This window comes from Aeromonas sp. FDAARGOS 1406, from assembly GCF_019048565.1.
Lineage (GTDB): Bacteria > Pseudomonadota > Gammaproteobacteria > Enterobacterales > Aeromonadaceae > Aeromonas > Aeromonas caviae.
The window spans coordinates 1854401-1867885 of sequence record NZ_CP077378.1 but is presented as its reverse complement, the minus strand read 5'-3'; the positions used below and the strand labels follow the sequence as shown (position 1 = coordinate 1867885).

The window sequence follows — 13485 nt, the reverse complement described above, 5'->3', positions numbered from 1 at the left end:
AGAGAGTGCTTACACCTGAGGAAAGAACAATGAAAAAGACAGCATTGACGATGGCCATCTCCAGCCTGCTGCTGGCCGGTGGTGCACAGGCCGCCAACGTTTACGATCAGAATGGTACCAAACTGGACATCGGCGGCCGCGTCAACGGCATGTACTACGGCACCGATGACAACGCCACCGAAGGCGATGCCAGCTACCTGCGTCTGCACATCGCAGGTGAAACCAAGGTTGACGAGGATCTGACCGCGTTCGGCTTCGCCGAGTACAACCTGCCGGTCTCCGGTTCTGACAACGACGAGCTGCGTTACGCCTATGCGGGCATCAAGCACGATCGCTTCGGTGCCTTCAGCTACGGCCGCCAGGACGGTCTGTTCACCAAGGCGGTGAACAACTACACCGACGTGCTGCCGGAGTGGGGTGGTGATGGTCTGGGCAAGGACACCGAGGTGTTCGGCACCGGTCGTACCAACGGCCTGGCCCAGTACATGTACAACTGGCAGGGGCTGACCCTGGGTGCCCAGTTCACCGGCAACAACGACCCGCAGAACGCGAGCCGCAGCGAGCGCGTCGGCCCGAACAGCACCTGGAGCCCGAAAGGTTCTTCCGAGGGGTATGCCCTCTCTGCCAACTATGACTTCAACATGGGCCTGAGCCTGGGTGCCGCCTACAACCAGGCTGGCAAGACCGACGAGCAGGCCGAGAACGTGAGCTTCGGCGGCGACAACGACGCCAAGCTGTTCGGGGTGGGCGCCAAGTATGCCGTCGGCAACCTCTACATGGCCGCCACCTACTCCCACGGTGAAGATCACCTCTTCGTGGACACCGGCTCCATGCGCGGTTACGCCGAGAAGATGGATGGCTACGAAGCGGTCGTGCAGTACAACATCACGCCGAAGTTCAAGCCCTCTCTGGCCTACCTGCGTACCGACGTGAAGGACAGCGCTCACGGCATCGATGACACCGCGACCGAATACGTCTCCGTGGGTGCCTGGTACAACTTCACCGACAACTTCAATGCCTACGTGGACTACAAGATCAACCTGCTGGACGAAGTGGGTTCCACCGGCAAGAACAGCCTGAACAAGTCCACCGACGACATCGTCGCCGTGGCCCTGCAGTACAACTTCTAAGTCGTCCCAGACGCACTGCACATCCCAGGACCGGCCCATGTGGCCGGTCTTTTCGTTGCTGGCGGACCGCGCTGGATGACAAGAGCGGCACGCCGGGGTTCAGCAATGGCCCCGTGTGGTCGATACCCTTGTTGTCGGGGCCGGTGCGTGGCTGTGCTTGCCATGAGGCAGTGATGGGGCGATGATCACGCCCCGTGGTCAAGATCCTATCTTTCCTCGACGCTTTTCATTATTTCTATATAGGCTTGCGGTGTCCCGACAGGGAAAGCGGGGCTGGTTGGCATGTCGCAGCTCCGGTGCGGGGCAATTTCGGGAAATGGACGTAAGGGCGTTATATGGCGAGCATATTGGATTCAGTGGATCAACGTACCCAGCTTGTAGGGGAGAATCGCCTGGAACTGCTGATGTTCCGTTTGGGTGCCCAGCAACTGTTTGCGATCAACGTCTTCAAGGTGCGGGAAGTGGTCAAGCTGCCCCATCTGAACAAGATGCCGGGGTCCCACCACAACATCAGCGGCGTCGCCAACATTCGCGGCGTCTCCATCCCCGTCATCAACCTGCGCGGTGCCATCGGGATGCGTCCCATGGTCATCGATCAGGAGTCCAACCTCATCATCACCGAGTACAACCGCACCATTCAGGGATTCCTGGTGGGGCAGGTGGCCCACATCGTCAACATGACCTGGAAGGACATACTGCCGCCGCCCCGTTCGGCGGGTCGTGCCAACTACCTCACCGCCATTACCCGCATCCCGGAAGGGGGGGTCGACCAGATTGTCGAGATCATCGACGTGGAGAAGGTGCTGGCGGAGATCATCACCTATGACGTGCGCATCTCGTCCGAGGTGCTGGACGAGGAGATCCTGCCCCAGATGCAGGGACGCCGGGTGCTCATCGTCGATGACTCCAGCACGGCCCGCAACCAGGTGCGCGAGACCCTCGCCCAGCTCGGGCTCGAGGTCATCGAGTGCCAGGACGGCTTGCAGGCCCTCAAGTTGCTCAAGGGGTGGTGCGATGCGGGCAAGAAGGTGACCGACGAGATCATGCTGATGATCACGGACGCCGAGATGCCGGAGATGGATGGTTATCGCCTGACTCACGAGGTGCGCAGCGATCCGCGCATGTCCGATCTCTTCATCACCCTCAATACCTCCCTGAGCGGCAACTTCAACGAGGCCATGGTCAAGAAGGTGGGGTGTGATCGCTTCATCTCCAAATTCCAGCCCGACTTGCTGGTGGACGTGGCACAGCAGCGGATGCGGCAGATCCTGGGCCGTTGAACCCGGCACGCCGAACCATGAAAAAGCCCCCGCCATGCGCAATGCTGTTCACTTAAGAGAATTTGAGTTCCAGTCCACGTAGTATCAGGGCTAAAAAAATGAGGGAGGCATGATGCCTCCCTCTTTCTATTGCAAGCCACGCTGGATAAAGGCTGAAGGAACATCGACTGGAAACAGCCTTGCTCCCCCAACTCAAGTCGCATTTATGAATAATTAGTCAAAAATGTGCTTATCTGAACAGCATTGCCCGCCATGCGGGCAATGCTGTTCACTTAAGAGAATTTGAGTTCCAGTCCACGTAGTATCAGGACAAAAAAGCGAGGGAGGCATGATGCCTCCCTCTTTCTATTGCAAGCCCCGCTGGATAAAGGCTGAAGGAACATCGACTGGAAACAGCCTTGCTCCCCCAACTCAAGTCGCATTTATGAATAATTAGTCAAAAATGTGCTTATCTGAACAGCATTGCCCGCCATGCGGGCAATGCTGTTCACTTAAGAGAATTTGAGTTCCAGTCCACGTAGTATCAGGACAAAAAAGCGAGGGAGGCATGATGCCTCCCTCTTTCTATTGCAAGCCCCGCTGGATAAAGGCTGGAGGAAGATCGACTGGACACAGCCTTGCCCCCTCAACTCAAATCCAATTTATGAATAATCAGTCAAAAAAGTGCTTATCTGAACAGCATTGCCCGCCATGCGGGCAATGCTGTTCACTTAAGAGAATTTGAGTTCCAGTCCACGTAGTATCAGGACAAAAAAGCGAGGGAGGCATGATGCCTCCCTCTTTCTATTGCAAGCCCCGCTGGATAAAGGCTGGAGGAAGATCGACTGGACACAGCCTTGCCCCCTCAACTCAAATCCAATTTATGAATAATCAGTCAAAAAAGTGCTTATCTGAACAGCATTGCGCCATGCGGGGGCTTTTTGCTGGGCAAGGGGAAGGGCCAGGGGCCCGGCCACCGGGCTACTGAGTCAGCAGAGGCTCGACAAAGCGGGCGACCTTGTCGCGGATCCGGGGCTGGGCGGTGGCCGTCGGGTGCAGTCCATCGTTCATCATGAGTTCAGGGCGCAGCACAATATCATCCAGAAAGAAGGGCATCAGCGGTAGGTCGTTGGCCTTCGCAAGATCCGGGAAGATCTGCTCGAACTGTTGCAGATAGCGCGCCCCATAGTTGCGGGGCAGCAGGATCTGGGTCAGCACCGTCTTCGCCTGGTGCGCCCGGGCGAGCTCGATCATCTTGGTCAGGTTGGCCCGGGTGATGGCGGGAGCAAAGCCCCGCAGCCCGTCGTTGGCGCCGAGTTCGATCAACACCCAGTCCGGTTTGTGGGTTTCGAGCAGAGCGGGCAGGCGGGCCAGGCCGCCCTGGGTCGTTTCACCGCTGATGCTGGCATTGATGAGGGTGTGTTCTCCCCCCTGCTGCTGCCACTTTTCATTGAGCAGGGCAGGCCAGCTCTGTTCGGCCTGCATCTGGTAGCCGGCACTCAGGCTGTCGCCCAGTACCAGCAGGGTCTGGGCCTGGACGGACGCTGCCCAGCAGCACAGGCAACTCACGGCAAACAAGAGACGCATCATGCAGTCAACTCCCACGTTCTATTGTCATTACAGGTTCAGGCAAACAGGATACCCAAGATGAGTTCAACGCCCATTATCGCCGTCAGGGGGCTCGGTAAAACCGTTCGCCTCGGTCAGGAAAGCCTCACCATCCTTGAAGGGATCGATCTGCAAGTCAATACCGGCGAGACGCTGGCGCTGGTCGGTGCGTCCGGTTCCGGCAAGTCCACCCTGCTCGGTTTGCTGGCCGGTCTCGATCTGCCGAGCAGCGGCGAGATAGAGATCCTCGGCCACTCCCTCACCCGGCTGGACGAGGAGGGACGCGCCAGGCTGCGGGCCGAGCAGGTGGGGTTCGTGTTCCAGTCGTTCCTGCTGCTGCCCACCCTGAGCGCCCTGGAAAACGTCATGTTGCCGGCCGAGCTGCGGGGGGAGACCGACAGCGAGCCCCGTGCCCGGGAGCTGCTGGCCCAGGTCGGTCTGGGAGAGCGGTTGCACCACCTACCGCCGCGCCTCTCCGGCGGCGAGCAGCAGCGGGTCGCCATTGCCCGTGCCTTCATGACCCGCCCCAGCCTGCTGCTGGCGGACGAGCCCACCGGCAACCTCGACAGCAAGACAGGGGAGACGGTGATCGAACTGCTGTTTCGTCTCAACCGCGAGCACAACACCACCCTGGTGGTGGTGACCCATGACCATGAGCTGGCCCAGCGCTGCCAGCGGCAGCTGGTGATGTCAGCCGGGCGGCTGGAGGCACAGGCTGTCATGGCGGCCAGGGTGGGAGAGCTGTCATGAGTCAGTGGAGACAGAGCTGCACCAGGGGATCGTTGGCAGCAGCATGGACGGTGAGGGAGGCGTCATGAGTCAGTGGCGACTGGGATTGAAGCTGCTGCGCCGGGAAGGGTTCAGCGGCGAGCTGCGCTGGTTTGTGCTGGCGCTGGCGCTGAGCGTCGCCTGCGTGCTCAGCGTGGCTCTGGTGGCGGATCGGCTGGACGTGGGGCTCAAGGCCTCCGGGCGGGATTTCATCGGAGGGGACAGGGTGCTGCGCTCCGCGACGCCGGCACCGGCAGAGTGGCTGGCGCAGGCGCATCAGGAGGGGCTGGCCGTGCAGACCACGGTCAGCTTCAACAGCATGCTGTTTCACGGTGATACCCTGCAACTGGCCTCCATCCGCGCCGTGCCCGGGGATTTTCCCTTCTACGGCAAGCTGGAGCTCACTCCCCAGCGCGCCCCGGCGCCCGGCGAGATCTGGCTCTCCGCCAGGGTGATGCAACTGCTCGGCGCCAAGGTGGGGGAGGCACTCGAGGTCGGCAACACCCGGCTGACGGTGGCAGGGGAGCTGGGCCAGGAGCCGGATCAGGGGTTCAGCCCCTTCCAGATGGCGCCAAGGGCCTTGATCCACAGCGCCGATATCGAGGCGACCGGGGCCCTGCTGCCGGGCAGTCGCCAGCAGTGGCGCTATCTCGTCAAGGGGCCCCGTGACGCCATCGCCCGCTATGAGGCCTGGCTCAACACCAGGCTGAGCGCCGGGCAGAAGCTCGTCAAACCCGACGATCAGGGTACCCAGGTGGGGAAATCCCTGGGCAATGCCGAGCGCTTCTTCCGTCTGGCATCCCTTGCCGGCGTGCTGCTCGGCGCCCTGGCCATGGGGATAGCGGTGCGCCATTTCGCCGAGCGCCAGACCAACATGGTGGCCCTGCTCAAGACCCTGGGGGCCTCGCGGCGCACCCTGTGGCAACTGATGGGCACCCTGCTGTTCTCCCTGACCCTGGTGGGGGCCCTGATGGGGCTGGTGGCGGGCAGCGCCATGCAGTGGCTGACCCTGAACCTGCTGGGGGATCTGCTGCCTGCGGATCTGCCGCCCCCCTCCTGGCGACCCTTCGCCCTGGGCCTTGCGGTCGCCTTCTTCATCACCCTGATGCTGGCGTTCGTCCCCTTCCTGAGGCTGCTCAAGGTACCGCCGCTGCGGGTGCTGCGCCGGGAGCTGGAGGCGGGGATCCCTCCCTGGCTGACGGTGCCCGTGGGGCTCATCGGGCTGTTTGCCCTGGTGTGGGGCTTTACCGCCGACATCAGGCTGGCCTGCGGGCTCATCGGCGGCATGGGGGTGTTGATGGCGCTGCTGGCCCTGCTCGCCTCCGTGCTGCTGCGTCTTGGCAGTCGGCTCAAGGGGCCCCATGCCCTGCGCCTGGCCATCAATCACCTCTCCCGTGAGCGGGGCAGTGGTCTGTTCCAGCTGGCGGGTTTCGCCCTGGCCCTGATGCTGTTCGGGCTGCTGTGGGCGGCGCGGGTCGATCTGCTGGAGGATTTTTCCACCCGGTTGCCTGCCGACGCCCCGAACCGCTTCCTGGTCAATGTGGCGGACAGCGAGCGGGAAGGGATCCTGGCCGATCTGCACCGGGCCGGGGCCATCACCTCGGACTTCTACCCCATGGTGCGCGGGCGCCTGACCCGTATCGCTGGTGAGGCGGTGGGGGAGGATGCGGCGCGGGAGGGGGTGGACAGAGAGCTCAACTTCACCACCACATCGGCCCTGCCCGCCGACAACAAGGTCACTGCCGGTCAATGGCTGGCCGGCAAGGGGGAGGTCTCCGTCGATGAGGCGCTGGCGGGACGGCTCGGCATCGCGCTCGGAGACGTGCTCGGCTTCACCATAGAGGGGCGGGCGTTCGAGGCCAGGGTGACCAGCCTGAGGTCCATCAAGTGGGACAACATGAGGCCGAACTTCTACATGATCTTCTCGCCGGACGTGCTGGCCCCCTTCTCCCAGACCTGGCTCGGCAGCTATCGTCTGCCGCCTGAGGGGCGAGGGGCAGAGGTGGAACTCATCCGCCGCCACCCCACGGTGAGCCTCATCGATGTGGAGGATCTGATAGGCCGCCTCACCCTGGTCTCCGATCAGGTGAGCCGCGCCCTGGGGTTGATGCTCGGGCTGGTGACGGTAGCCGCCCTGCTGGTGCTGCTGACCCAGACCCAGGCCGGCATGGCCCATCGGCGCCGGGAGCTGCTGCTGATGCGCACCTTGGGGGCGGGCAGCGCCCTGCTCGAGAAGATGCTGCGCTGGGAGCTGGTGGCGAGCGGTGCCCTGGCAGGGCTCTGCGCCGCCATGGTGGTGGAGCTCTGCTCCTTCGGTCTGCAGTGGTGGTGGGAGGGAGCGCAGTGGCAGTTCCACTGGGCCATCTGGGCTGCACTCCCCCTGCTTGGGGCCGTGCTGGTGACCCTGGCTGGACAGGGCATGCGCCGCCAACTGCTGGCGGGTACCCTGAGCGACCGGCTCAGGGGACTGGGGCAGGGGCTGCTCTGATGGCTCGACACATCCCGACCTCGGTCGGGATGTGTCATTGGGTCAACGGGGTGAGTGCAGCAGATTGTCCAGAGCGCCGGGCAGGGCCGAGAAGCTGAAGTGAAAACCGGCCTGCTGCAAGCGGGCGGGCAGCACGTGCTGTCCGGTGAGCAGCAGATCCGCCGCCTCTCCCATCAGGAGTCGCAGGAGGGGTGCCGGTACGAAGAAGAGGTGCGGTCGATGGAGCGTGGCGGCCAGGGTCTCGCTGAACCGGCGATTGCTGACCGGTTGCGGGGCCGTGCCGTTGAAGATGCCGTCACACTCGCCGTGCTCGATGAGAAACAGCATGGCCCGCACCAGATCCTGCACGTGGATCCAGCTCATCATCTGGGTGCCGCTGCCCATGGGGCCGCCGAGGCCGAGGCGGTAAGGGGGCAGCATCCTGGGCAAGGCGCCCCCCTCCATGCCGAGTACCAGGCCGATGCGCAGGATGCAGACCCGGGTCTGGGCCGAGCGGGCCTGCTGGGCAAGCTGCTCCCACTGCTGACAGAGACGGTGGGTGAATTCGTCGTGAGGGCTCTGGCATGTTTCATCCAGAGGAGCGTCATCCTGGCGGCCATACCAGCCGATGGCGGAGGCATTGAGCAGCAATCTGGGGGGCGTGCTGGATAGTTTGACGAGATCCACCAGCTGTTCGGTCAGCAGCCAGCGGCTGTTGCAGAGCAACTGCTTGCGGGACTCGCTCCAGCGTCCGGCGGCGATGGGTTCGCCGGCCAGGTTGATGACGATGTCCACGTCATTGAGGTGATCCAGCCTGTCCAGGCTGTCCAGCAGGGTGACATCGTGGCCGAGCAGCTCGTAGGCCCGGCTGCCCTGGCGGGTCAGCACGACTACTTCGTGCGCCACCTTGAGGTGTGCCACCAGACGGCGGCCGATAAACCCCGTGCCCCCCGTGATCAGTATCTTCATGTCCTGCCTCCCTGACGCTCTAGGGTCTACTCTAGAGCCTGGGTGCCCGATGGACAAGCTCCTGTTTTTATGAGCATTATGATTTTTGTCTCCCAAGACGCCGCCCCCTTTGTCCACGGGGTTGCCGGGTGTTGCGACCACGGGGGGGCGCCGTGGCGCGGCGGTATCAGGGGCTCATTCCGGCTTGCCAAACGGGCGCCAGCGGGTAAACTCGAGCGCTTTTTCGCCATGTTCATGAGGGCCGTTATGCCATTTCGACGTTTGAAGGTGCGTCAATTCTATGTCCGGCTGCTCTGTGCCTTGCTGGCCGGTCTGTTGCCCATGCTCCTTGGGCTCGTCATCGTCATCTGGCAGACCGCCACCGGCGTGAAACAGGATGCGGTGGCGCGCCTGGAACATGCCAGGGTCATGTTCGACCGCACTCTGGACAATGCCCAGTTGGCGGCGTCGGCCCTCACCGGCAGCCTGGGCAGGCCCTGTCTCGAGGTGGTGCAGGGGCTCAGGGATCAGGTGGCCACGGTGCCGGATGTGCGCAGCGTCAACCTGGCCAGGGGGGATCGGATCTACTGCTCTTCCCTCTATGGCCCGGTCGATGGCGGCATCAAGCTGGATGACTATGTCGGGGGCAGGCTCGACCTGATGAAGGGCAACCCGGTCACCCCGAATCGCCCCCTCATCGCCTACCGGGAAGAGGTGGGCGAGTTCAGCGTGCTGGTGGGGGTCGACGGCTACTACCTGCTCAACATCCTGGACATGCTGAGCCGCAACTCCCCACTGGGGCTGGTGGTCGGCAACGAGATGCTGCTGCGAAACAGCGAACTCACCGACAAGCTGATCCCCAAGGATCGCAATGGCTATCTCGAACAGGTCTCGACCAGGTACCCGTTCAAGGTAGTGACCACGGTGTCGGTGGATGAGTACCGTGCCCACATCTGGGACTACTCCAAGGTGGGCGTCATTATTTATCCTCTGCTGAGCCTGCTGCTCGGGGTGGCGGTCTTCTGGCTGATGGGCCGTTCGACTTCGCCGGCCCAGGAGCTGAAACGGGCACTGTCCCAGCAGGAGTTCATCCCCTATCTGCAACCCGTGGTGAACGGGGAGGACGGCCAATGGAGCGGTTGCGAGGTGCTGATGCGCTGGCAACACCCCCGTCAGGGGATGATCTCGCCGGATCGCTTCATTCCCCTGGCAGAGGACAGTGGCCTCATCGTGCCCATGACCCGGCTGTTGATGGCGCAGGTGCGCGAACAGTTTGCGGGCAAGGCGCACCATCTGCCGCGAGGGTTCCACTTCGGCTTCAACATCAGCGCCAGCCACTGCAAGGATCTGAGCCTGGTGGAAGATTGCCGGGATTTCATCAACGCCTTCAAGGGGAATCCCATCAAGCTGGTGCTGGAGCTGACCGAGCGCGAGCTCATCGTGGCGGACGAGACGACGGACCGGCTCTTTGCCGAGCTCCATGCCCTCGGGGTCTTCATCGCCATCGACGATTTCGGCACCGGCCACTCCAGCCTGACCTACCTGCAGACCTTCCAGGTCGACTTCCTCAAGATCGATCAGAGCTTCGTCGGCATGATTGGGTCGGACGCGCTCTCCAGCCACATCGTGGAGAACGTCATCGATCTGGCGACCCGGCTCGGTCTGCAACTGGTGGCGGAAGGGGTGGAGAATCAGGTGCAGGCCGACTATCTGAAGGCCCGCGAGGTGACCTTCCTGCAGGGCTACCTGTTTGGCAGGCCCATGCCCATGAAGGAGTTTGTCAGCCAACTGGCAGCACAGGGGCGCTGAGGGGCAAGCGCGAGGTAAAAAAAACCAGCGACCGGGTCGCTGGTTTTTTTATGGCCGGATGGCTCAGAGCATGCGGGCCAGGGCGCGGCACAGACGCTGAACACCCTCTTCCGTGGTCGCCTCATCCACACAGGAGAAGCTCAGGCGCAGGGTATTCTGGATCTCGGGGCGCACATAGAAGGGGGCGCCGGGCACGAAGGCCACCTTCTCCTTGATGGCCTCGTCGAACAGGGCCATGGCACTGACGCTGGACGGCAGGGTCAGCCAGAGGAACATGCCCCCTTCGGGACGGGTGTAGCTGACGCCGGGCGGACAGTGGCGGGCGAGGGCGGCTTCCATGGCGGCACGCTGGCGACCATAGACCTCCTTGATCTTCTCCAGGTGAGCGTCGAGGGAGTTGTCGGTCAGGAAGCGGTGCAGCACCTGCTGGCTGAAGGCGTTGCTGTGCAGGTCGGTGGCCTGCTTGGCGATGGTGACCTTCTTGCGCAGCCAGTCCGGCACCACCATCCAGCCCAGGCGGAAGGCGGGCACCACCGTCTTGGAGAAGGACCCGAGCAGCACGGTGTTGTGGGGGGCCAGCTTGGCGATGGGAGGGAGGTGTTCCCCCTCGAAGCGCAGCTCGCCGTAGGGGTCGTCTTCCACCATCAGCAGATCGTGGCGCACCAGGCGCTCGGCCAGGGCTTCCCGGTTGGCGCGGCTGTAGGATACACCGCTCGGGTTCTGGAAGTTGGGCACGCCGTAGAGCAGCCTGGCGCTGGAGCCCTGCTCCAGCAGCGCATCCAGCGCGGCCAGATCCAGCCCCTCTTCACCCAGGGTGATGGGCTTGAAGTTCGGTTGATAGACGGAGAACGCCTGGATGGCGCCAAGGTAGCCCGGCTCTTCGATGATGAGATCCTGCCCCTCGTTCACCAGCACCTTGCCCAGCAGATCCAGCGCCTGCTGGGAGCCGCTGGTGATGAGGATGTTGTCAGGATTGACGGCCATGCCGTGGCGGCTCAGGTAGCGGTCGGCGATGAACTGGCGCAGCGGGGCAAAGCCCTCGGTGGTGGCGTATTGCAGCGCGGCGGCTCCCTGCTCGCGCAGCACGTCCTGGCACGCTTGCTCGATGGCCTTGACCGGGAACAGATGGGGGTTGGGCAGGCCGCCGGCGAAGGAGATGATCTCCGGATTGGCGGCAACTTTGAGGATTTCGCGGATAAAGGAAGGCTCGACCTTCTCGAAGCGCTGGGCAAAAAACGGCTGCATAGGGTTCTCTCTGACTAGGTGGCGGTCGCTCCATTCAACCGCCAGGTTATCCGTTTGTATCAGATTTCAGAAATGAGGCAATGGCTGTCACAAAAATCCATAAAAAAGGGCAGGTTTGGCACCTGCCCGAATTTTATCGTCCCGACCCCGGTCAGGGGCGCAAAAACCCCTGTCAGGGGGGCATCGGGCGGGATGGGGGTCAGAGCCCCGGCGCCTTGAGGAAGCGGATCATCAGGTCGGTATTGGCCCCGAGCTGCTGCTCGATCCGGCCCGGGAAGAGCTCGGCCATCTTGTCGAGGCGATCATGCTCCGTGTGCCAGATCTTGCCCCACTGGGTCTCGCTGTCCCGGTCGCAGGCGCTCTTGGTGGCGTCGTCGTAGCAGTCCCACAGCGCCGGATTGGTGCTCTGGGAGTAGCCGTCATAGCCATCTTCCCCGTTGATGGTGAAGTTGGTGGCCTCCACGTAGGCGATGGGCACCCCCAGGCAGGCAAAGGGAGCATGATCGGACCAGCTGCCGGTCTCCCCTTCCGGGTAGCCGCTGTAGCTGGGGTGGATGGCGAACGGGGTGGCGGTCTGCTGGGAGATGGCCAGCAGGCGATCGCGCACCTTGGGATCGAAGCTGTAGCGGCTCGGGTCGGCGCAGTTGTACTCGGCCACGTCGGAGTGGGCCGAGTGGACATAGACGATGTCACCCCCGGCGATGGTGTCGTAGTTCACCATGGCCAGCAGCTTGGCGACGGCATTGGTGTCGAGACTGGCGGCATAGGCTTTGGAGCCGTTGAGGCCGTTTTCCTCGGCGCCGAAGAAGGCGAAGCGCACCGTGTAGGGCAGGGTCTCTCCCTTGAGTGCCTCGGCAACCGCCAGCAGGGCGGCGACGCCGGCCCCGTTGTCGGTGGCGCCTTCGGATCCTTTCTTCTCGCCGGTGCTGTCATAGTGGGCACCGATGAGGATCACCTTGTCGCTCTGACCCTTGAGCTCGGCGACGATGTTCTGGGAGGTTCGGTCTGTGCCGCCCCGGGTGTAGGTGAACGGCTGGTTCTGCACCTCGTAACCCCAGCCGGCCAGGTGATCCTGGATCCAGGCGGCGGCGCGGGTTTCGGCCTCGGTGCCAGTGGGGCGAGCGCCTATCCCTTCTGCGCCAGAGCTCAGTTGCACCAGAAATTCATGGGCCTGAGCGGCGGGGGCAGGGGGTTGGGAGTCGTTGTCAGAGGGGTTGCAACCGGCCAGCAGGGCAGGCAGGACGAGGGCCAACAGGGTTTTCTTCATACTGCAATCCTTTGTTGTATATGGTTTTATTTTTCCGCATCAGGATGAACCCGACGTCCGACAGATTCTGTGAAGGGGGTGGCATTTGTCAACCTTGCTGGTGGAAGTGGGCAGTCCCGGGGGATTTGTTGTGGGAAACACTTGCGCCTTGTGCCTATCTTGGGATAATTCGCTCCCCTGTTTTTGCGAACTGATGCAATAACGAGCGATCCATTTATGTCGGCTCTGTTCCAGAGCGATGCAATAACGAGCAATTTACTATGTCTGTGACCCAAGATGTGTTTAACGAAGACGGCAAGTTCATGCGCAAGATCCGCAGCTTCGTCCGTCGCGAAGGCCGCCTGACCAAAGGGCAGGAGAAGGCCCTGGAAGAGCTCTGGCCGGTCATGGGCATCGATTTCGCACCAGAGCCGCTCGACATGGTGGCCCTGTTTGGCCGCGAGGCACCCGTGGTGCTGGAGATCGGGTTCGGCATGGGCGCCTCCCTGGTGGAGATGGCCAAGAACGCCCCCGAGAAGAACTTTATCGGCATCGAGGTGCACTCTCCGGGTGTGGGCGCCTGCCTTGGCACCGCCCAGGAGGCGGGCGTCACCAACCTGCGCGTCATCTGCCACGATGCGGTGGAAGTGCTGGAGCACATGATCCCGAACGGTTCTCTCTCCTGCCTGCAGCTCTTCTTCCCTGACCCCTGGCACAAGAGCCGCCACCACAAGCGCCGCATCGTGCAGCCTGCCTTTGCCCAGGATATCCGCCAGAAGCTTGCCATCGGTGGCGTCTTCCACATGGCCACCGACTGGGAGAACTACGCCGAGCACATGCTGGAGGTGATGAGTGCCGCCGAGGGGTACGAGAACACCTCCGCCACCGGCAACTGGGTGCCCCGTCCCGACTGGCGCCCCCTGACCAAATTCGAGCAGCGTGGCCATCGTCTGGGCCACGGTGTCTGGGATCTGATTTTCAAACGAGTCAACTGAGTCAACGTAT

10 protein-coding genes are annotated in these 13485 nt (G+C 62.7%); 6 read left to right on the top strand and 4 right to left on the bottom strand.

What is annotated here, in order from left to right:
* Positions 1 to 29: 29 nt before the first annotated feature.
* Both I6L36_RS08735 and I6L36_RS08730 read left to right on the top strand, forming a co-directional pair.
* Entirely contained in the window at positions 30 to 1130 is a 1101-nt protein-coding gene (locus tag I6L36_RS08735; protein WP_039040188.1) for a porin, read from the top strand.
* A 335-nt stretch (positions 1131 to 1465) separates the two neighbouring features.
* Positions 1466 to 2410 carry a chemotaxis protein CheV gene (locus tag I6L36_RS08730; protein WP_103858195.1) on the top strand — a complete coding sequence of 315 codons (945 nt, stop codon included), beginning with the start codon at positions 1466 to 1468 and terminating at the stop codon, positions 2408 to 2410.
* A gap of 960 nt (positions 2411 to 3370) precedes the next feature.
* On the opposite strand, the gene I6L36_RS08725 is transcribed toward I6L36_RS08730, so the two are convergent.
* A complete protein-coding gene (locus tag I6L36_RS08725) occupies positions 3371 to 3979 on the bottom strand; it encodes an arylesterase (protein ID WP_103858194.1) in 609 nt (202 codons plus the stop codon).
* A 57-nt stretch (positions 3980 to 4036) separates the two neighbouring features.
* On the opposite strand from I6L36_RS08725, the gene I6L36_RS08720 reads away from it, so the two are divergent.
* Together I6L36_RS08720 and I6L36_RS08715 are read left to right on the top strand one after the other, a co-directional pair.
* Entirely contained in the window at positions 4037 to 4747 is a 711-nt protein-coding gene (locus I6L36_RS08720; protein ID WP_042016058.1) for an ABC transporter ATP-binding protein, read from the top strand.
* A gap of 64 nt (positions 4748 to 4811) precedes the next feature.
* Positions 4812 to 7253 carry an ABC transporter permease gene (locus I6L36_RS08715; RefSeq protein WP_103858202.1) on the top strand — a complete coding sequence of 814 codons (2442 nt, stop codon included), beginning with the start codon at positions 4812 to 4814 and terminating at the stop codon, positions 7251 to 7253.
* Positions 7254 to 7295: 42 nt separating this feature from the next.
* Here the strand turns inward: I6L36_RS08715 and I6L36_RS08710 are convergent, their stop codons facing one another.
* Positions 7296 to 8201, bottom strand: a complete 906-nt coding sequence (locus tag I6L36_RS08710) for a TIGR01777 family oxidoreductase (protein ID WP_052815202.1) — start codon at positions 8199 to 8201, stop codon at positions 7296 to 7298.
* A gap of 246 nt (positions 8202 to 8447) precedes the next feature.
* On the opposite strand from I6L36_RS08710, the gene I6L36_RS08705 reads away from it, so the two are divergent.
* On the top strand, positions 8448 to 9989 hold the full coding sequence (locus tag I6L36_RS08705; RefSeq protein ID WP_052815203.1) for a cyclic diguanylate phosphodiesterase: 1542 nt from the start codon (positions 8448 to 8450) through the stop codon (positions 9987 to 9989).
* A gap of 63 nt (positions 9990 to 10052) precedes the next feature.
* Here I6L36_RS08705 and I6L36_RS08700 read toward each other — a convergent pair whose 3' ends face one another.
* Positions 10053 to 11234, bottom strand: a complete 1182-nt coding sequence (locus I6L36_RS08700; RefSeq protein WP_052815204.1) for a PLP-dependent aminotransferase family protein — start codon at positions 11232 to 11234, stop codon at positions 10053 to 10055.
* A gap of 199 nt (positions 11235 to 11433) precedes the next feature.
* Positions 11434 to 12501: a M28 family metallopeptidase gene (locus I6L36_RS08695; RefSeq protein WP_010675502.1), complete on the bottom strand. Its 1068-nt coding sequence runs from the start codon at positions 12499 to 12501 to the stop codon at positions 11434 to 11436.
* Positions 12502 to 12761: 260 nt separating this feature from the next.
* Between I6L36_RS08695 and trmB the strand changes: the two genes are divergently transcribed.
* Positions 12762 to 13475: a tRNA (guanosine(46)-N7)-methyltransferase TrmB gene (gene trmB, locus I6L36_RS08690; protein ID WP_010675501.1), complete on the top strand. Its 714-nt coding sequence runs from the start codon at positions 12762 to 12764 to the stop codon at positions 13473 to 13475.
* The last annotated feature ends 10 nt before the right edge of the window (positions 13476 to 13485 follow it).

What these genes read in the sequence shown, in the direction of transcription:
- I6L36_RS08735 (WP_039040188.1), top strand. Translation starts at nt 30, where the DNA reads ATGAAAAAGACAGCATTGACGATGGCCATCTCCAGCCTGCTGCTGGCC.
- I6L36_RS08730 (WP_103858195.1), top strand. Translation starts at nt 1,466, where the DNA reads ATGGCGAGCATATTGGATTCAGTGGATCAACGTACCCAGCTTGTAGGG.
- I6L36_RS08725 (WP_103858194.1), bottom strand. Translation starts at nt 3,979, where the DNA reads ATGATGCGTCTCTTGTTTGCCGTGAGTTGCCTGTGCTGCTGGGCAGCG.
- I6L36_RS08720 (WP_042016058.1), top strand. Translation starts at nt 4,037, where the DNA reads ATGAGTTCAACGCCCATTATCGCCGTCAGGGGGCTCGGTAAAACCGTT.
- I6L36_RS08715 (WP_103858202.1), top strand. Translation starts at nt 4,812, where the DNA reads ATGAGTCAGTGGCGACTGGGATTGAAGCTGCTGCGCCGGGAAGGGTTC.
- I6L36_RS08710 (WP_052815202.1), bottom strand. Translation starts at nt 8,201, where the DNA reads ATGAAGATACTGATCACGGGGGGCACGGGGTTTATCGGCCGCCGTCTG.
- I6L36_RS08705 (WP_052815203.1), top strand. Translation starts at nt 8,448, where the DNA reads ATGCCATTTCGACGTTTGAAGGTGCGTCAATTCTATGTCCGGCTGCTC.
- I6L36_RS08700 (WP_052815204.1), bottom strand. Translation starts at nt 11,234, where the DNA reads ATGCAGCCGTTTTTTGCCCAGCGCTTCGAGAAGGTCGAGCCTTCCTTT.
- I6L36_RS08695 (WP_010675502.1), bottom strand. Translation starts at nt 12,501, where the DNA reads ATGAAGAAAACCCTGTTGGCCCTCGTCCTGCCTGCCCTGCTGGCCGGT.
- trmB (WP_010675501.1), top strand. Translation starts at nt 12,762, where the DNA reads ATGTCTGTGACCCAAGATGTGTTTAACGAAGACGGCAAGTTCATGCGC.